The following is an 18,091-nucleotide window of genomic DNA, read 5'->3' as shown; positions in this document are numbered from 1 at the left end:
ACTGCGAAATTCTTTGGCCGAGTGCTGCAATGACGCAGCTGCCGTTCATTCATACAGTAATGGGTCTCATTTGTATTGAATGGCATCGGCCGGAGGTTTCCATGTACATCGACAGCAGCAGCTTTCCCCTGGTCCGCATGGGCTACGAGCGCGACAAGGCCGTGCCCGTGGACCGCTTGCTGGAGGACTTCTCGGCCCTGCTGGCCCGCGGCCAGGCCTTTGTCTTCTTCAGCGACGGCGACATGTCCCAGGAGGAGCGCTCGCCCGCGGAGCGCAAGCAGGTCGTGCTGTGGATGAAGGCCCGCCGCCCCGAGCTCAAAAGCCTGGTGCGCGCCCTTGTCCACGCCGAGCCCGATGCGCACAAGCGCGCCGAGGCCGAGGCCTTCGCACAGATGTTCGGCAAGGCCTGGGGCTATCCCATGCTGCTGGCGGCCTCCCCCGAGGAGGCGCAGCAGCGTGCATGGGAGCTGCTCGGGTCCGATTGATGACCGATTGACATGAACTGAGAGAAACACCATGAATGCCGTGGATTCCGCCCTGCTCAAAGTCCTGCCCGAGAGGTGGGATCCCGACCATGTGGACCGTCCCGTGATCGTCCTGCCGATGCGCTCGGGCCCGGGTGACTGGGCAATGGACTTCCATGCCCACCGCAAGAGCCAGCTCATGGTCACCAATGCGGGCCTGATCACGCTGGAGACCGAGGCCGGCGTCTGCGTGGTGCCGCCGCGCAGCGCCGCCTGGATTCCGGGCGGCACGCTGCACCGCGTCAGCTGCAGCGGTGCGGCCAGCGGCCATATCGTCTTTGTGGAGTCCGGCGCGGCGCGCCCCGCGCCCGGCCCCTGCCATGCGCTGGCCGTCTCGCCCTTTCTGCATGCCCTGCTGGAGCGCGTGCAGGGCCTGCCGCAGGACTACGAGCCCGACAGCGGCGATGGCCGGCTCATGCAGGTCCTGCTCGATGAAATCCAGAACGCGCAGCCCGAGGGCCTGCACCTGCCCCTGCCGCGCGACCGCCGCCTGCGCCGCATGACCGGCGCCCTGTGCGAGCAGCCCCAGCTGCAGGCGCGGCTGGCCGACTGGGCCCAGCGCATCGGCATGAGCGAGCGCAGCATGACGCGGCTGTTCCTGGCCGAGACCGGCCTCACCGTCAACCAGTGGCGCCGCCAGCTGCATGTGCTCACCGCGCTGCAGCAGCTGTCCCAGGGGCTGCGCATCCAGACCGTGGCCGATGCCCTGGGATACGAAAGCGCACCGGCCTTCGTGACCATGTTCCGCAAGGCCGTGGGCACCTCGCCGCGCCGCTTTCTGGCACTGCGCAGCGCGGTGCGCTGATCGCTACGAAAGCCGCAATCCCAGGCCGACCAGCACGGCCACCACCATCGCCGCCCCGAAGACATCCCAGCGCTGGATGCGCCGGTACCTGAGGATGACGACCAGGACGATGCCGATCAGCGTGATCAGCCGGGCCTGGAACACGGTGCCCAGCAGGAAGCAGATCACGATCTGCGCCCAGTAGGTGAGCAGGCCGGCCATCGGCGGCCTTTTCGATGCGGGCGGATTCGGGTCCGGTGCGGCCGGTGATGGCGATGGCGATGGAGAGGTCGATGCCGCGGGCAGGGTGCTTGCGGCGCCGGGGGCAGGGCCAGCCGCCTGCCGGGCGGCCTGCCGTTCCTCCTGGCGCTGCTCGCGCCGCTGCTGGTCGGTCTTCTCCAGCACGGGCGCTGCGGGTGCGGCCGGCTGCCACCATGGCTTGCCGCTGGCCAGCGCAGGTGCCTGCCCGCCGGCTGCCAGGCGCCGGAACGTGGCGTTTGCGGCGGGCTTGGCGCGCGCGGCGGCGCGGTCCTGCCGGCTGGCCTCGAGCAGGGCGTCGTTCGCCCGGTCCACAGGGCTGCGCGTGAGCTGCCGGGCCTGTGCCAGCAGCGGCCCGCCCTGCACGGGATCGACCTGGTGGACGAACTGCGCCATTCCCAGCAACTGCGAGGCATGGGCCGGCTGGCCTTGCCAGTGGGGCGCCTGGGCAGGCTGGACAGATTGGCCTGGCAGGCCTGTCCCGGCCTGCGTGGCGCGGTGCAGGGCGGCGCGCAGGCGCCTGCGCGTCTGGCGCGATACGCCGGGCTTGTCCGCGTTCACCACCAGCCCCGTGACCTCCTGGCGGCGGCCCTTGCGCATCACGCGCTCCTTGTCGGGGTGGGGCGTGAAGCCTTCGTCGCGCAGTATCCAGCGCACGCGGCCCAGCAGCCGCCCCACGTTGTCGCGCGCGGCCTCGCCCGAGGCCGAGAAGGTCAGGTCGTCCGCATAGCGCGTGTACACAAAGCCCAGCTGCCTGGCCAGGCCCAGCAGGCGGCGGTCCAGGCGGCGGCACAGCAGGTTGGTGAGCATGGGGCTGGTGGGCGCGCCCTGGGGCAGCACGCGCTCGCGCGCCTTGCCGCCGACGAAGAGCTTCTCGCCATCCACCTGCCAGGCCTGGGCGCGGTTTTCGCTGCACAGCAGGGCCAGGAGGGTGGCCATGGCCTCGCCATAGCCCAGATGCCGGAACACGCCCTTGATGCGGCCGAAGGCAATGCTGGGAAAGAAGTCCTTCACATCCAGGTTGATGACCACGTCGTGGCCCGCATGCGGCGCGGCATTGCTGACGATGGAGCGGCCGGCCAGGAAGCCGTGCGCGGCATCGTGCGCGGGCACCTTGGCGAGGATGTTGTCCAGCACCCAGTACTGCGCGCGCTTGAGGCGCGGCATGGGCGCGGAGATCAGCCGCTCGCCGCCGGTCTTCTTGGGCAGGGTGAACGAGTGGTAGTGGTGGGTGCGGGCCACCTCGCGGTGAAAGCCCAGGAAGCGCAGCTCGGCCACCGTGATGCCCATGGCCTGCGCCAGCTGGGCGGCATCGGCCAGCTGCGGCAGGCCGTGCCGGGCGAGCCGCTGCGGATCGGCCTGCCTGCGCTCCGTGCCATCCCGGGCGGCATCCTGCAGGGCCGCGGAGACGCCGGGACCCAGATAGCCCACGTGCGTGGACCGCCTGGCATGCCAGGCCAGCGCCTTGTCATGGCGTTCCTGGGCCTGGCGGCGTTTGGTTTCCTCGCGCTGGGCCAGCGCCTTTTGCATGCGCTCCTTGCGCATCTGGCGCAGTGCGCGCTCGGGGTTCTGGCGCACGGCGATCTGCTGGCGCAGCTCGGCCAGCTCGCGCTGTAGCTCGCCTTCGCGCTGGATGTGGGCGGCGGCCAGCTGCGGCTGTCCCTCGCCCTTGGGCCAGAAGCCCAGGCGCTGCATTTCCTCGAGGATGACTTCCTGTTTGCTGGAGGCCTTGATGCGCTCGTAGATCTCGGCGCGCGTGGGTTGCGGCTGGCTCATGCGGCAACCCCTGCAAGGCGGGCCCGGCCGGTGCGAGGCGGGCAAGAAGGTGGAGCGACGCGCTTCTCGTCGAAGAGCCCGCAGGGCTCACGGGACGGGAGCTGTTCGCTCGACGCCACCCCGCGACGGTATGCGTGTTTCGCTTGTAGCAAGCCACTCAGGAAAACGCATACCGTCGCTGGGGTGGCACAGTGAAAACGGCGCCCGTGGTGCATGAAACGGCAGTTCACAAGGGTGGCGAAACACCACCCGGGTTGCAAGAGCCTGCGCGTCGCTCCGCGTGGCAGTGTAGAGCAATTGAGGCGGTTCACGCGATTTCTCCTTGTCCTGCTGCGGCCGCCTGCTGCGGGCCTGCCGGCTGGCGTGCGGCATCGAGCTGGGCCTGCGCCACCAGGCGCAGCGCAATCATGTGCTCGCAGGGCCCCTGGCGCAGCCGGTGCTGCTGGTAGTGGTTGCAGCTGCAGCGCGCATCGGTCAGGCGCTCGTCCGCGTTGAGTTCGAGCTGGGTGTCGAACAGGCGCTTGCCGTCGGCGCGCGGTATCTGGCCGGTGATGCGGCTGAAGCCGTCCTTGTGGTCGATGCGCGCCGGGGCAATGGCCTTGCCGCGCACCAGGGCCAGCGCCTTGTCCTCCTCGGGGTTGGCGGGCTGCAATTGCTGCGCCGTCAGCGGCTCGCGCAGCAGCTCGCGCCAGGCGTAGCGCCCGGCGTCCAGGTCGTAGACGGCACGCCCGGCCTGCATCCAGCGCGTCATGGCCGTGTGCACCTGGGCCGGGGCCAGGCCCGTGGCCTGGGCCAGTTCCTGCGCGCCGGCCTGCCAGCACGACTGCAGTTGCCGGCCTACGGCCTCGACCTGGGCGGGCGTGACCTCGGCCTGCGGCGCCATCAGGTGAAAGCGCGCGCTGGCGGCCCAGTCGTTGGCGCTCCAGCCCGACAGGCCCAGCGTGACCGTGACCTGGCCCAGCTCCACCACCCAGAAGCTGGGCATGCCGCTGCCCAGCAGGTGCACGCGCACGCGCGTGGCCTGCGGGATCAGCCGCTCCAGCGTGAGCAGGCGCCGGCGCCCCCACAGGCGGATGGTGCCGCCGCCCGTGCCCAAGGCATCGCTGACGACGTGCGAGCGCCGGGTGGCCAGGCGTTCCTCCCAGGGCTCGAACACCACGGCGGGCGGCTGCCCCGGCGTCAGCTCGAAGCGCAGCGCGCGCGGGCCATGGCGCTCGCGCCGGGCACGCAGCCGCGCGCAGATGTTGAACAGGTCCATGGGGTGCAGTTCCACCACGGTGGCGGGCAGGGCCATGGCGCTGGAGACCTGTACGAAGCCGCGCAGCCAGCTGTCGGGCAGGTCGATCTTTTCCTCGCGCAGTGCCGGATCGGCGCCCACCTGCACGGCAAAGCCGGCCGGGTCCAGCGTCAGCCGCGTGTCCCGGTAGCTGCGGATCTTCTGGAATTCTTCGTAGAGGCTGGCCGAGTAGTCGATGTTGGTGGTGCCGCAGATGCGCTCGCCCGCATGCTCGAAGGCCTCGTGCCGGATGCTGACCGCGCAGTAGCTGGACTCGTCCTGGCTGAAGGCCTCGAACAGCAGCCGGTCCGGGTGCACGGTGATCACGGGGTCGAGCACGTACCAGGCATCGCGGTTGGCCTGGTACAGCCAGTCGAAGTATTTGCGCTGCGCCTTGTAGAAGGGCGCGAGCACCTGGTTGCGGGTCTCGCGCAGGTCCTTGAGTTCGGCGCTGATTTCCTTGGCGCGCGCCTGGGCGCCGCCGGTGTCGGCCATGAAGCCGGCCAGCAGCTGGGACTCATGCTCCTGCAGCCATTCGCGGTAGGCCGTCTTGTCGCGGCCGCGCGTGCGCATGTCGCTGACCACCACGCTGTGCAGCGCGCTGAGGCCTTCGCGCACCTGCAGGAAGGCCGGGCCGTCGCGCCGGAGCAGGCCGTCGAAGCGCGTGGGAGGCCGCAGCAGGTCGGGCGCGAAGGAAAACGCCTGTTGCGTGGCCGTGTCGCTGACCTGCGTGCTGCCGTAGTACTGATAGCGAAATTCCATGTCCGTTCGACTCCGTGCTGTGAACAGGCGCTCAGGTGGAAGACGGGGCCTGGCCGCGCCGCTCCGCCGCCAGGGGCTGCATGAAGCTTTGCGCCAGATGGGGATGGCGCTGCACGATGTCGCGCAGCCCGGCCACATAGTCGGGCTGGTCGGCCTGGCTGGCGCTGACCACCTGCCGCGCGAAGATGGCCGCGACCACGGCCGCAGTCTCGGGCGCATCGACCTGGCCGCGCAGGAAATGCAGCACGCGCGTCTTGCTGGCGCGCGCGCGGTGCACCTGGCTGAGCACGGCCAGGAAGTAGGGCTGCAGCTCCTGCAGGCGCGTGGCGCGCTGGGGCGCGGGCTCGTCGGGCAGGGCCAGCAGCCATTGCGTGACGAACAGCTGCACGCCGGGGGCCGGGTGCTGGGCCAGGCGCGCGAGGTAGAGGCTGGCCTCGCGCGCGCTCATGTGCTGCTCGAGCCGCTGGCGGCCCAGGGCCTGTACCCAGGACTGGGGATGGTCCACCCAGCCGATCAGCAGCTCGGGCGTGAGCGCATTGGCCGGCAGCCGCTGGCCGAACATATCGCGCGCGTACTGCTGGGTGTCGGCGAACAGGGCGTCGGCCAGCGGCAGCAACTGTTCCGCCTGCTCGGGCCGGGTCTGTTCCATGGGCGTGAGGCGCGTGTCGATGCTCTGGCGGCTCAGGGCGCGCACATCGGCATCGGCATGCCGCGCCAGCGTGGACCACTGGCGCAGGGTGTAGGCCTGGATGTCCAGCGCCTTCAGGCCCCAGGCGCCGTAGCGTTGCGCACCCGTGGCCTGGGCCTGCAGGGCGCGCCAGATGCCCGAGGCATCGCGGGCCGGGGCCACGGCGGCCAGCGGGCCGGTGAGCAGGCGCAGCGCCGCGTCGTGGACGCCTTCGGCCTTTTCCGCGCGGAACAGCACCTCGTGCAGGCGTTCGGCGATCTGGGCGTTGCAGCGCGCGTTGTACAGAGGGGTGCCGGCCAGGCGCTCGACCAGGGGCGCGGCCGCTGCGCGCAAGGCGGCATGGGGCGATACCGCGAACCCGGCCAGCATGTCGGCCTGCTCGCACAGCAGATCGTCGGCCAGGCTGCCCATGAGCCGTATGCCGCAGGCCATGCGCGCAGGTTCCTCGGATTCCAGCAGCCCGCGCAGCGCCGCCGCAGGCAGGGTGCGCAGGCCTTGCGGGTGCGCCAGCAGCCAGGCGGTCGCCATCTCCACCAGTGCCGTCACCGAATGCGCCAGCAGGTGGTGCAGCGGCGGGGCCGGAACGCCGGGCGCGTGCGCGACCAGCGGTGCCTTGTCCGCGAAGAGGGCCTGCACCGCATCGCGGATGTCGGCCAGCGCAGCGCCGTCCGCATCCAGCGTGGGCAGCGCCGCCAGCAGGGCCAGGGCCACGGCGGCGCCATCGGCATAGAGCAGCAGGGCCAGTGCCTGCGTGCGCGAGCTGGCGGCGGGCGACAGCAGCAGGGCCGCCACCAGCTCGGCATCGCGCGCGGCGGCTGCGCGGTCGCGCGACAGCCAGGCGCCCAGGTAGCGGGCGGCCGGCCCCTCGCCGCATTGCGCAAGCGCCAGCAGCCAGGGGCGGCGCGCCGCATCGTCGGTCAGAGCGACCATGCGCTGCTGGGCAATCTCCAGGCCCAAGGCGGCGGCGGGCGCATAGGTTTGGTGCAGCAGCGGCGCGGCGGCCGCCGCATCCAGGCTGTCCAGAAAGGCCTTCTGGTCCTGCAGAGCGCGCGTGAGCGACCACAGCAGCAGCGTGGACTGCGAGCGGCCCACCAGCTGCAGCAGCCGCTCGGGGTGGGCGTCCCACAGGGGCGACAGCCCTTCCACGCGCTGCGCGGGCAGCTGCTGCAGGTCCAGCGGCTTGTCGGTGTACCAGCCATGGGCGCGTGCCGAGGCATGCAGCTGCGGCCAGCGCGGCAGCAGCAGCCGGGCGGCAAGCAGCCAGCGCGATTCGGGCAGGCGGCCGGAGCGCGAGGCAGCCTGGCCCGCGCAGCGGCGGTCCATGGCCTGGAGCAGGGCCGTGGCCTGCGCGGCGCCTTCGCTGTGCCCGGCCGAGACCATGCGCCGCAGCTGGCGCCAGCCGCGCAGGCGCAGGTACAGGGAGGTGTCGCGGCTGAAGACGGCACCCTCGTCGCGCGGGCCATCGAAGCGGGCATGCAGCACGGCCAGCAGGGCGTGGTCGCGCCGCCACTCGGCACGCTTGTGGATGCGCCGTATGGCAGGCCACCAGGGGCGTGTGAAAGGGATGCGCTCCATCCAGGCCAGCAGCTGCCGGTGGACGGCGCCATCGTGCGCGCCCAGCGTATCGGCCGCCAGCAGCGCCTGGGGCGTGAGGGCGTTGAACACGGCCTGCTGCGCCTGCGGGCCGTCCTCCGGCGGGGCGGTGCGTGTCTCTTGTTCCCCCTGTGCCCCTTGCTCCCCTTGTACCCACTGCTCCCCTTGTACCCACTGCTCCCACTGATCCCGGTGCTCCTGCAGCGCCGCCTGGCGCTCCTGCGGCGCGAGCAGCGCCAGCCAGGCCTGGTGCGCCAGGTCGCGCGTGGCCTCGCTGGCGCCGCGCTGCGACAGCGCCTGCATGGCCACCGCCGCGCCGCCATCGCCCAGGCGGCCCACCAGATAGGCCAGGCAGTAGTCGAGCAGGTCGTCGCCCGTGCCCAGCAGGGCCACCAGGCGCGGCACCTGCGCATGCAGCAGGCGCTGGGCGCCGCCGCCGCGCGCGGCATCCGCATATTCCGCCAGGCGCCACACCAGGCGCGCCTGCTGGCCTGCGGGCATCAGCCGCCAGGCATTGCCGTCCAGGCGCCGGCACAGGGCCGGTATGGCGGCGGCCTGCACGGGCGACTCCGGCAGCTGTGGCGGCTGCGGCGCCGGTTCCTGGGCGTGGCCAGCCAAGGGCAAGGCTTGCACGCCATCCAGCTCGGCAAAACCTTGCTGGGACTGCAGCACATCGCCGGCCGCCAGGCGCTGGCGCAGATAGGCCAGTGCGCGCTGGCGTGCAGGCTCCAGTGCCAGCGGCAACGGGGTCAGCGTGCTGTCATCGACCTGCGCGACGACGCCGGCCTTCCATTGCGTGACCTGCAAGGTCACGACATGGCGCGCCGCCGCGTCGCGCCCCTGCGGGTCCAGGGCCACCAACGTCACGGTGCTGATGCGTTCATTGCGTCCCTGCGGGCGGGACAGTACGGCTTGAGCAAGCAGGTTCATGCGGCAGGCATCCAGTGCTTTTCCATATGGGGTTGGCTGGCGGGAACAACCGGGGCCGCAAAGTGTTCGCGGCCGTCGTTTCCCGCTGGCCAACGCAGGGTCAGATGGCATCGCAGTGTAGTGCCTCGATGCCCTGCGGGCGCCGCCCGCCGCGTGCCCGCCGCAGTGCCGATGGCCACTGCGCTTGTCCGATCCGGCCATTGATTCCCCTGGCAAACCGTCCTCAATTTTCGTGGTGTCTTTGTGGCTGGATCTTGACTTCAAGTTCACTTGAACTTGAAGAATGCAACCCATTGTGAGCAGCCGCCGGCAAGGCCTTCAGAGCCTGCGGTACAGCCCCCCTTTTTCCGGCCCTGCACCGACCCCGGCAGCAGGGCCTTGCCCATCCCCCTCAAGGAGAGTCGATCCATGCCAGTTCTTCCCCCGCCGCCGTTGCGGCGTGCCCTGTTCGGAGGCGCCCTGGCGGCGCTGGCCCTGCTTGCCGGCTGCCGCCCGCAGGCCGTGGGCGATGCCCATGCCAGCGACGGCCCGCCGCCTGCGCCCGAGGTGCTGGTGAGCGAGGTCGTGCCGGCCAGCGTGCGTGTCTGGGACGAGTTCAACGGCCGCATCGATGCCGTGGACTCCGTGCAGCTGCGCCCGCGCGTGTCGGGCTATATCGAGCGCATTGCCTTCAGCGAGGGGCAGGAGGTCAGGAAGGGCCAGCTGCTGTTCGTGATCGACCAGCGGCCCTACCGCGCGGCCCTGGCCAGCGCCGAGGCCGAGCTGGAGCGCACGCGTGCCGGCGCCGCCCTGGCGCGCACCCAGGACCAGCGTGCCCGCCAGCTGGTGGCCGAGCATGCCGTCTCGCGCGAGGAAGCCGACACGCGTGCCGGCGCCATGGCCCAGAGCGCCGCCCAGGTGCGTGCCGCCGAGGCCGCGCTGGCGGCCGCGCGGCTCAACCTGGACTTCACCGAGGTGCGCGCGCCGGTCTCCGGCCGCGCGGGCCGCGCCCTGCTCACCGTGGGCAACCTGGCCCAGGCCGACCAGAGCGTGCTGACCACCGTGGTCTCGCAGGACCCGGTGTATGTGTATTTCGATGCGGACGAGCACAGCTTCCTGCGCCACCAGCAGGCCGCCAACGCCGCCAACGGCGGCAAGGGCCGGCCCGTGCGCATGGGCCTGGCCAGCGATGAGGGCTTCCCGCACAAGGGCACGCTGGATTTCACCGACAACCAGCTCAACGCCGGCACGGGCACGGTGCGCATGCGCGCCCGCATGCCCAATCCCGACCGCCTGCTGACGCCGGGCCTGTTCGCGCGCGTGCAGTTGCAGTCAGGGCAGTCCGAGCAGGGCGGCGGCGGGCAGCAGGCGCTGCTGATCGACGACAAGGCCGTGCTCACCGACCAGGACCGCAAGTACGTGTATGTGGTGGGCGAGGGCAACAAGGCCGAGCGCCGCGACCTGGAGCTGGGCCGCATGGTCGATGGCCGGCGCGTGGTGCAAAAGGGCCTGGCGGCGGGCGACCGCCTCGTGGTCGGCGGCCTGCAGCGCATCTACTACCCCGGCATGCCGGTCAGCCCCAAGCCTGCGCCCGGCGATGGGCAGGCGGCGGTGGCCCAGGCGTCGGCCGTGGCCGCGCAGTGAACCGGGACGCACCATGGATTTCTCCAAATTCTTCATAGACCGCCCGATCTTCGCGGTCGTGCTCTCCATCATCCTGTTCGCCGTGGGCCTGGTTGCGATTCCGCAGCTGCCCGTGGGCGAGTATCCCGAGGTCGTGCCGCCCAGCGTGGTGGTGCGCGCCACCTATCCGGGCGCCAATCCCAAGGAGATCGCCGAGTCGGTGGCCGTGCCGCTGGAGGAGGCGATCAATGGCGTCGAAGGCCTGATCTACCTGAAGTCGGTCGCGGCCTCGGACGGCAGCCTGCAGGTGGTGGCCACCTTCCGCGCCGACGTGGACCCCGACACGGCAGCCGTGCGCGTGCAAAACCGCGTGAGCCAGGCGCAGAGCCGCCTTCCCGAGGAAGTGCGCCAGTACGGCGTGACCACGCAAAAGCGCTCGTCCACGCCGCTGATGTATGCGGGCCTGACCTCCAGCGACGGCAACCATGATGCGCTGTACCTGCGCAACCATGCCACGCTCAAGATCAAGGACGAGCTGGCGCGCATCCCCGGCATCGGCGAGGTGGCGCTGTACGGCGCAGGCGACTATGCGATGCGCGTCTGGCTGGACCCCAGCAAGGTGGCCGCACGACAGCTCACCGCCGCCGAGGTGATCGCCGCCATCCGCGAGCAGAACGTGCAGGTATCGGCCGGCCAGCTGGGCGCCGAGCCCAGCCCCAAGGGCTCGGACAAGCTGCTGTCCATCAATGTGCGCGGCCGCCTGAAGACGGCCGAGGAGTTCGGCTCCATCGTGCTCAAGGGGGGTGCCGACGGCCAGGTCGTGCGCCTGTCCGACGTGGCGCGCATCGAACTGGGCGCCAGCGACTACAGCATGCGCTCGCTCAGCGACACGCGGCAGATGGCGGCCGTGGGCATCTTCCTGTCGCCGGGCGCCAATGCGCTGGGCGTGGCGCGGGAGGTCTACGCCACCATGGAGCGCCTGTCCAGGGATCTGCCCGAAGGCGTGAACTTCGAGACCGTCTGGGACCCCACGGTCTTCGTGCGCGACTCCATCAAGGCGGTGCAGAGCACGCTGATCGAGGCGGTGATCCTCGTGGTGCTGGTGGTCATCGTCTTCCTGCAGACCTGGCGTGCTTCCATCATTCCGCTGCTGGCCGTGCCCGTGTCCATCGTCGGAACCTTCGCGGGGCTGTACCTGCTGGGCTACTCCATCAACACGCTGACCCTGTTCGGACTGGTGCTGGCCATCGGCATCGTGGTGGACGATGCCATCGTCGTGGTGGAGAACGTGGAGCGCTACATCGAGGAGGGCCACTCGCCCCTGGAGGCGGCGCACCTGGCGATGAAGGAGGTCTCGGGCCCCATCATCGCCATCGCCCTGGTGCTGTGCGCGGTCTTCGTGCCCATGGCCTTCCTCAGCGGCGTGACGGGCCAGTTCTACAAGCAGTTCGCCGTGACGATCGCCATCTCCACGGTGATCTCGGCCATCAACTCGCTGACGCTGTCGCCTGCACTGGCGGCCAAGCTGCTGCAGCCGCGCGGCGCGCCGCGCGATCTGCTGTCGCGCGGGCTGGACCGCAGCCTGGGCTGGTTCTTCCGGCCCTTCAACCGCTTCTTCGACCGCAGCGCGCACGGCTACCAGAACTCCGTGGGGCAGTCGCTGCGCCGCCGCGGCCTGGTGTTTGCGGTCTACGCGGCGCTGCTGGCGGGCACGGCCGTGCTGTTCCAGGCCGTGCCGGGCGGCTTCATCCCGCTGCAGGACAAGCTGTACCTGTTCGGCGGCGCCAAGCTGCCCGAGGGCGCCTCGCTGGGCCGCACCTCCGAGGTGACGCGCCAGATCGTGGAGCTGGCCCACAGCGTGGAGGGCGTGGACAAAGTCGCTGCCTTCGCGGGCTTCAATGCGCTGCAGACCACGACCACGCCCAACCTGACCAGCTCCTACATCATGCTCAAGCCCTTCGGCGAGCGCACGCGCAGCGCCGAGGAGATCAATGCCGAGCTGGGCGCCAAGTTCGCGCAGATCGAGGGCGGCTTCGCCTACGCGCTGATGCCGCCGCCCATCCAGGGCCTGGGCAACGGCTCGGGCTACTCGCTGTTCCTGCAGGATCGCGCGGGCCTGGGCTACGCGGCGCTGCAGCAGGCACTGCAGGCCTTCCAGGCCGAGATCGCCAAAACGCCGGGCATGACCTATCCGGTCAGCAGCTACCAGTCCAACATCCCGCAGCTCGAAGTCAAGGTGGACCGTACCAAGGCCAAGGCGCAGGGCGTGGCGCTGACCGACCTGTTCCAGACGCTGCAGGCCTACCTGGGCTCGGTCTACGTCAACGACTTCAACGCCTTCGGCCGCGTCTGGCGCGTGATGCTGCAGGCCGATGCCGACCACCGCCAGGCCGTGGAGGACATCGCGCGGCTGCGCACGCGCAATGCGCGCGGCGAGATGGTGCCCATTGGCTCCATGGTCACCGTGGTGCCCAGCTTCGGGCCCGACCCGGTGCTGCGCTACAACGGCTTCCCGGCGGCCGACCTGATCGGCGACTCCGACCCGCGCGTGCTGTCCTCGGGCGAGGTGCTGACCAAGCTCCAGGAGATCGCGCAGCGCACGCTGCCGCGCGGCATCGAGCTGGCCTGGACCGACCTCAGCTACCAGCAGGTGGAGCAGAGCAACGCCGCGGCCGTGGTCTTCGCCATCGCCGTGATGCTGGTCTTCCTGGTGCTGGCCGCGCTCTACGAGAGCTGGACGCTGCCGCTGGCCGTCATCCTCATCGTGCCCGTGTGCATCTGCGCGGCGCTGTTCGGCGTCTGGCTGGCCGGCGGCGACAACAACGTCTTCGTACAGGTGGGGCTGGTGGTGCTGATGGGGCTGGCCTGCAAGAACGCCATCCTGATCGTGGAGTTCGCGCGCGAGCTGGAGCTGCGCGGCGTGGGCATCGTCGATGCCGCGCTGCAGGCCTGCCGCCTGCGGCTGCGGCCCATCGTCATGACCTCCATCGCCTTCATCGCCGGTGCCGTGCCCCTGCTCATCGGCGGCGGCGCGGGCAGCGAGGTGCGCGCGGCCACGGGGGTGACGGTGTTCTCCGGAATGCTGGGCGTGACCCTGTTCGGCCTGTTCCTCACGCCGGTGTTCTACGTCACGCTGCGCCGGCTCTCGGGCCGGGCGCTGACGGGCCATGCGCCTGCACATGCCGCGCCTGCCTTCCCACCCTCCGACAAAGCCGCACCCCTGGAGCCCCACCATGTCTGAAATCCGCAAATCCCTGAGCCGACACGCGCTGGCGCTGGCGTCTGCCGGGCTTGTGGCCGGCTGCGCGGTCGGCCCCGACTTCAAGGCGCCTGCGGCGCCGCAGGCCGGAGCACAGTTCGCGCGGGCCGAGCCTGCACCGGCCACCCCGCAGGCCGAGCCCGATACCGCCTTCTGGCGCCAGTTCCAGGATCCGCAGCTGACGCGGCTGGTGGAGCAGGCGCTGGGCGGCAACCAGGACCTGCAGGTGGCGCTGGCACGGCTGGACGGCGCCCAGGCGCTGCTGAGCGAAAGCCGCTTCGACCAGTTCCCCACGGTCACGATGTCGGGCCAGGCCACGCAGCAAAAGCGCAGCGAGAGCGAGGCCTTCTACGGGCCGCGCAGCCAGCGCAGCTACACGGCCGGGCTGTCGGCCAGCTGGGAGATCGACGTGTTCGGCCGCGTGCGGCGCAACATTGAGGCGCGGCGTGCCGACCTGCGCGCCGACGCGGCCGATCTCGCGGCGCTGCAGGTGGCCATCGCGGCCCAGGTCGCGGGCAGCTATGCCGACCTGCGCGGCTGGCAGCAGCGCCTGGCCCTGGCCCAGGCCAATGCGGCCAACCAGCAGGACACGCTGCGCCTGGTGCAGCTGCGCCTCACACACGGCAGCGGCACCGAGTTCGACCTGGCGCGCGCCCAGGCCCAGCTGGAGGCCACGCGCTCGCGCATCCCGGCACTGCAGGCGCAGATCGCCATGGCCCAGCACCGGCTGGCCGTGCTCACGGGCCAGGTGCCCGAGGCGCTGATCGCCGCGCTGGATGTGCCTGCCGCCCTGCCGCAGCTGCCGCCGGCCATCGACCCCGGCACACCGGCCGGCCTGCTGCGCCGCCGTCCGGACGTGGCCGTGGCCGAGGCTCGGCTGCATGCGGCCACGGCGCGCATCGGCGTGGCCACGGCCGACCTGTTCCCGCGCCTGTCGCTGGGCGGGCTGCTGGGCAGCACGGCGCTGCACGGCGGCGCGCTGTTCGAGGGCGGCAGCGCCACCAGCAGCGTGTTCCTGGGCGTGGACTGGTCCTTCCTCGACGTGGGCCGCGTGCGTGCGCGCATCGCGGCCAGCGAGGCCGGCGCCCAGGCCGCGCTGGCCCAGTACCAGCAGACCGTGCTGCTGGCGCTGGAGGACGCCGAGAACGCCCTGGTGCGCCTGCAGCGCACGCGCACCGAGGATGCCCACCTGGCCCAGGCCGCCGAGCAGCGCCAGCGCGCAGAACAGCTGGCGCTGCGCCGCTACCACCTGGGCAGCGTGGGCCTGTACGAAGTGCTGGATGCGCAGCGCGACCTCTACGCGGCCCAGGACGCCGCCGCCGACAGCCGCGCACGCGGCCTGCGCGCCGCCGTGGCGCTGTACCAGGCCCTGGCCGGTGGCTGGGACGGGAAGCTGCCGCCAGCCTGAGCACAAGGCGTGCGTTGCAAAAAGGGACGGCCAGGCGCCGTCCCTTTTTTCTTGTCCGGCGCACCCGGTGAAAACCACGAGGACCAGGGGCTTGCCTCATTTTTTTCTTATCGGATAATTTTCTCATTGGAAAAAATGGAGCGATGGATGATGGAAAGCCAGGTTCTGGATTTCGCCGTGATCGGTGCCGGCATGGCCGGCGCCTCCGTGGCCTGGCGGCTGGCCGGTGCGGGCGCCTCGGTGCTGGTGCTCGAGCGCGAGCCGCAGCCCGGATACCACGCCACGGGCCGCTCGGCCGCCATGTTCATGGAAAGCTACGGCACCGGGCAGATACGCGCGCTGACACGCGCCAGCCGCGCCTTCTACAGCGCGCCGCCCGAAGGTTTTTGCGAACACGCGCTGCTGCAGCCGCGCAGCGTGCTCTACATAGGAACGGCCGGCCAGGAACCCCTGCTCGACGATGCCCTGGCCATGTACCGGCGCGACGGCCTGCGCGCCGAGCGCATCGACGCGCGCCAGGCCTGCACCCTGGTGCCCTGCCTGGACGAGAGCCAGCTGGTGGGTGCCGTGCATGACCTGGACGCCATGGACATCGACGTGGCCGAACTGCACCAGGGCTTTCTGCGCGGCATGGCGCGTGCCGGTGCGCGGCTGCGCTGCGGCGCCGAACTGTCCGGCGCCGAGCGCGAGGTGGATGGTGATGGCCAGGGCCTGTGGACCCTGGTGCTGCAGGACGGGTCGCAGGTCCGTGCCCGCGCCGTGGTCAATGCCGCAGGCGCCTGGGCCGATGCCGTGGCCCGGCTGTGCGGCGCGCAGCCGCTGGGCATCGAGCCGCGCCGCCGCTCGGCCTTCACCTTTGCCGCACCCGAGGGCGAGGACATCCACGGCTGGCCTGCCGTGATCGGCGTGGACGAGAGCTTCTACTTCAAGCCCGATGCCGGCCAGCTGCTGGGCTCGCCCGCCAATGCCGATCCCGTGCCGCCGCATGACGTGGTGGCCGAGGAACTGGACGTGGCCATGGGCATAGACCGCATCGAGACACTGACCCGCCTGCGCATACGCCGGCCGCGCCATGTCTGGGCCGGGCTGCGCAGCTTTGCGCCCGACGACGACTTCGTGATCGGCTGGGACGCGCACCGTGAAGGATTCTTCTGGCTGGCAGGGCAGGGTGGCTACGGCATACAGACGGCCGCCGGCGCCTCGGCCGCCGCTGCCGCGCTGCTGATGCGCGAGCCGCTGCCCGCCGAGCTGCTGGCCCAGGGCGTCGATGCCCGGCGGCTGAGCCCGGAGCGCTTCGCGGCCTGAGACGCCTGCCTTTTCGCTTTTTCAGCCCCCGCAACACACAACAATCCAAGGAGACAGGCATGGGTGCATTCAAGGAAGTGAGCAGGATTGCCGGCGCCTTCGTCGGCGTCATCGTCGGGGCGGGCTTCGCCTCGGGGCAGGAGATACTGCAGTTCTTCGCGGGCTTTGGCGCCATCGGCCTGGCGGGCTGCCTGGTGGCGGCCCTGGCCTTCGTCTTCCTGTCCATGGCGTTCTCCACCATGGGCCAGCGCCTGCAGGCCGGCTCGCACAAGGAGGTGGTGCAGGCCCTGCTGGGCCGGCATGTGGGCATGGTGTTCGATGTGCTGATCACCTTCTTCCTCTTCGCCATCACGGTGGTCATGCTGGCGGGCGCAGGCTCGCTGCTGCACCAGTGGCTGGGCCTGCCCGAGGTCTGGGGCAGCGTGCTGGCCACCGTGGCCACGGTGCTCATCGTCTGCCTGGACGTGGGCCGGGTGATCGCCTTCATCGGCGCGGTCACGCCGCTGCTGGTGTTCATGACCGTGGTGGTCGCAGGCTACGTGCTGGTGACGCCCCAGGGCGAGCCGGCCGCGCTGGAGGCCGCCACCGCCGCCCAGCCCCGGGGTGCGGGGCACTGGCTGGTGGCGGCGCTGCTCTATGTCTCCTACAACGTGGTGGCGGGCATGCCCTTCCTGGTGATCATGGGCGGCCAGGCCAGCTCGCGCCGCGTGGCGCTGTGGGGCGGCGTGGCCGGCGGGCTGCTGCTGGGCCTGCTGATGCTGCTGATCGCGGCCGCCATGGTCTGGCGCATGGACACGCTGGGCGGCCTGTCCATGCCCATGCTGGCGCTGGCCACGCAGATCTCGCCCTGGCTGGGGCACCTGATGTCGCTGGTCATCTTCGGCATGATCCTCAACACCGCCGTGGGCATGCTCTATGCCTTCGTGGCCCGCATCCTGCCGGCCGGCACGCCGCGTTTTCGCTGGGGCACGGGCGTGGCGGGCGTGGTGGCACTGGGCGGCAGCTTCGCGGGTTTCATCACGCTGGTGGGCATGGTCTACCCGGTCTATGGCTACATCGGCTTCGCGCTCATGGCCTGCGCGCTGGCAGGCTGGCTGCGCATGGGCCGCAGGCCGGCGCCCCAGGCCGATCTGCGCGGCACCTGAGGGGGCGGGCCTGACCCTAGAATCGGGCGGTCGCCAGCCCCGATCGCCCGCTTCATGCCCAGCCCCCGTCCTCGCACCAGTCCCGCCCCTGGTCCCGGCCCCAGCCCTCGCTCCAGTCCGCTTCCCACGGCAGACCAGGTCCTTGCCGCCGTGCTGCCGGGCGCCCGCACGGCCGCCGCCCTGCCCGCAGGCAAGCACGAAGTGGGGGCCAAGCTGCGCAAGGCCCGCAAGGAGCGCGGCCTGACGCTGCAGCAGGTGGCCGAAAGCAGCGGCCTGGCCGTGTCCACCATCTCCAAGGCCGAGCGCGGCCAGATCGCGCTGAGCTACGAGAAGGTGCTCATGCTGGGCAATGCGCTGGACATCGACATGACACGGCTGTTCATGGTCGGGGACGCCCAGCAGGCGGCCGGCGACACGCCCACCGTGGTCAAGGACCGTTTCGAGGACGTGCAGCGCTACGAGACCGACCAGTACCTCTACAGCGTGCTGTGCGGCGCCTTCCCGGGCAAGAAGATGCAGCCCCTGGTGGCCGTGATCAATGCGCGCGAGGCCGGGGAATTCTCGGAGACCATCCGCCATGCGGGCCAGGAGTTCGTGATGGTGCTCTCGGGCCGGGTGCGCATCCTGTTCGAGAACGGCGAATCGGTGGAACTGGGCCGCCATGAGGCCGCGTATTTCGACAGCGGCGTGGGCCATGTGTATGTGAGCCTGAGCCGCCAGCCGGCGCAAGTCGTCTCTGTCTGCAGCTGAAATGGTTAGCACCCCCTGAGCGGCTGCGCCG

11 protein-coding genes are annotated in these 18,091 nt (G+C 70.9%); 8 read left to right on the top strand and 3 right to left on the bottom strand.

Annotated elements, in window-relative coordinates; all coding sequences use genetic code 11:
- The first annotated feature begins 101 nt into the window (after positions 1–101).
- Entirely contained in the window at positions 102–485 is a 384-nt protein-coding gene (locus DTS01S_RS07340; RefSeq protein WP_017407632.1) for a hypothetical protein, read from the top strand.
- Positions 486–516: 31 nt separating this feature from the next.
- Entirely contained in the window at positions 517–1,329 is an 813-nt protein-coding gene (locus DTS01S_RS07335) for an AraC family transcriptional regulator (protein ID WP_016447389.1), read from the top strand.
- 3 nt (positions 1,330–1,332) lie between these two features.
- Here DTS01S_RS07335 and DTS01S_RS07330 read toward each other — a convergent pair whose 3' ends face one another.
- From DTS01S_RS07330 to DTS01S_RS07320, 3 genes are all read right to left on the bottom strand, one after another.
- Positions 1,333–3,342, bottom strand: a complete 2,010-nt coding sequence (locus DTS01S_RS07330) for a reverse transcriptase family protein (protein ID WP_061287503.1) — start codon at positions 3,340–3,342, stop codon at positions 1,333–1,335.
- Positions 3,343–3,649: 307 nt separating this feature from the next.
- A complete protein-coding gene (locus DTS01S_RS07325) occupies positions 3,650–5,380 on the bottom strand; it encodes an SWIM zinc finger family protein (RefSeq protein ID WP_061287502.1) in 1,731 nt (576 codons plus the stop codon).
- A 31-nt stretch (positions 5,381–5,411) separates the two neighbouring features.
- On the bottom strand, positions 5,412–8,591 hold the full coding sequence (locus DTS01S_RS07320) for a hypothetical protein (protein ID WP_061287501.1): 3,180 nt from the start codon (positions 8,589–8,591) through the stop codon (positions 5,412–5,414).
- A 408-nt stretch (positions 8,592–8,999) separates the two neighbouring features.
- Between DTS01S_RS07320 and DTS01S_RS07315 the strand changes: the two genes are divergently transcribed.
- The 6 genes from DTS01S_RS07315 (at position 9,000) to DTS01S_RS07290 (ending at position 18,060) form a co-directional block, all read left to right on the top strand.
- Positions 9,000–10,214, top strand: a complete 1,215-nt coding sequence (locus tag DTS01S_RS07315) for an efflux RND transporter periplasmic adaptor subunit (protein ID WP_016447393.1) — start codon at positions 9,000–9,002, stop codon at positions 10,212–10,214.
- Positions 10,215–10,227: 13 nt separating this feature from the next.
- Positions 10,228–13,434 (top strand): efflux RND transporter permease subunit, encoded by a 3,207-nt coding sequence (locus tag DTS01S_RS07310; RefSeq protein WP_061287500.1) that lies wholly within the window; start codon positions 10,228–10,230, stop codon positions 13,432–13,434.
- Positions 13,427–14,860, top strand: a complete 1,434-nt coding sequence (locus tag DTS01S_RS07305; RefSeq protein ID WP_017407368.1) for an efflux transporter outer membrane subunit — start codon at positions 13,427–13,429, stop codon at positions 14,858–14,860. The genes DTS01S_RS07310 and DTS01S_RS07305 overlap by 8 nt, the downstream gene beginning before the upstream one ends.
- Positions 14,861–15,010: 150 nt before the next feature.
- The gene (locus DTS01S_RS07300) at positions 15,011–16,165 is read left to right on the top strand and encodes an NAD(P)/FAD-dependent oxidoreductase (protein ID WP_174538870.1); all 1,155 of its coding nucleotides are present in this window, start codon (positions 15,011–15,013) and stop codon (positions 16,163–16,165) included.
- Between the two features lie 59 nt (positions 16,166–16,224).
- Positions 16,225–17,310 carry a YkvI family membrane protein gene (locus tag DTS01S_RS07295; protein ID WP_016452210.1) on the top strand — a complete coding sequence of 362 codons (1,086 nt, stop codon included), beginning with the start codon at positions 16,225–16,227 and terminating at the stop codon, positions 17,308–17,310.
- A gap of 54 nt (positions 17,311–17,364) precedes the next feature.
- Entirely contained in the window at positions 17,365–18,060 is a 696-nt protein-coding gene (locus DTS01S_RS07290; RefSeq protein WP_016447398.1) for a helix-turn-helix domain-containing protein, read from the top strand.
- Positions 18,061–18,091: the final 31 nt, after the last annotated feature.

The sequence above is a fragment of the Delftia tsuruhatensis NBRC 16741 genome (genome assembly GCF_001571325.1).
Taxonomy (GTDB): domain Bacteria; phylum Pseudomonadota; class Gammaproteobacteria; order Burkholderiales; family Burkholderiaceae_C; genus Comamonas; species Comamonas tsuruhatensis.
This window is presented reverse-complemented; position numbering and strand designations above follow the sequence as displayed.

What these genes read in the sequence shown, in the direction of transcription:
- DTS01S_RS07315 (WP_016447393.1), top strand. Translation starts at nt 9,000, where the DNA reads ATGCCAGTTCTTCCCCCGCCGCCGTTGCGGCGTGCCCTGTTCGGAGGC.
- DTS01S_RS07305 (WP_017407368.1), top strand. Translation starts at nt 13,427, where the DNA reads ATGTCTGAAATCCGCAAATCCCTGAGCCGACACGCGCTGGCGCTGGCG.
- DTS01S_RS07295 (WP_016452210.1), top strand. Translation starts at nt 16,225, where the DNA reads ATGGGTGCATTCAAGGAAGTGAGCAGGATTGCCGGCGCCTTCGTCGGC.
- DTS01S_RS07290 (WP_016447398.1), top strand. Translation starts at nt 17,365, where the DNA reads ATGCCCAGCCCCCGTCCTCGCACCAGTCCCGCCCCTGGTCCCGGCCCC.
- DTS01S_RS07325 (WP_061287502.1), bottom strand. Translation starts at nt 5,380, where the DNA reads ATGGAATTTCGCTATCAGTACTACGGCAGCACGCAGGTCAGCGACACG.
- DTS01S_RS07300 (WP_174538870.1), top strand. Translation starts at nt 15,011, where the DNA reads ATGGAAAGCCAGGTTCTGGATTTCGCCGTGATCGGTGCCGGCATGGCC.
- DTS01S_RS07335 (WP_016447389.1), top strand. Translation starts at nt 517, where the DNA reads ATGAATGCCGTGGATTCCGCCCTGCTCAAAGTCCTGCCCGAGAGGTGG.
- DTS01S_RS07340 (WP_017407632.1), top strand. Translation starts at nt 102, where the DNA reads ATGTACATCGACAGCAGCAGCTTTCCCCTGGTCCGCATGGGCTACGAG.
- DTS01S_RS07320 (WP_061287501.1), bottom strand. Translation starts at nt 8,591, where the DNA reads ATGAACCTGCTTGCTCAAGCCGTACTGTCCCGCCCGCAGGGACGCAAT.
- DTS01S_RS07330 (WP_061287503.1), bottom strand. Translation starts at nt 3,342, where the DNA reads ATGAGCCAGCCGCAACCCACGCGCGCCGAGATCTACGAGCGCATCAAG.
- DTS01S_RS07310 (WP_061287500.1), top strand. Translation starts at nt 10,228, where the DNA reads ATGGATTTCTCCAAATTCTTCATAGACCGCCCGATCTTCGCGGTCGTG.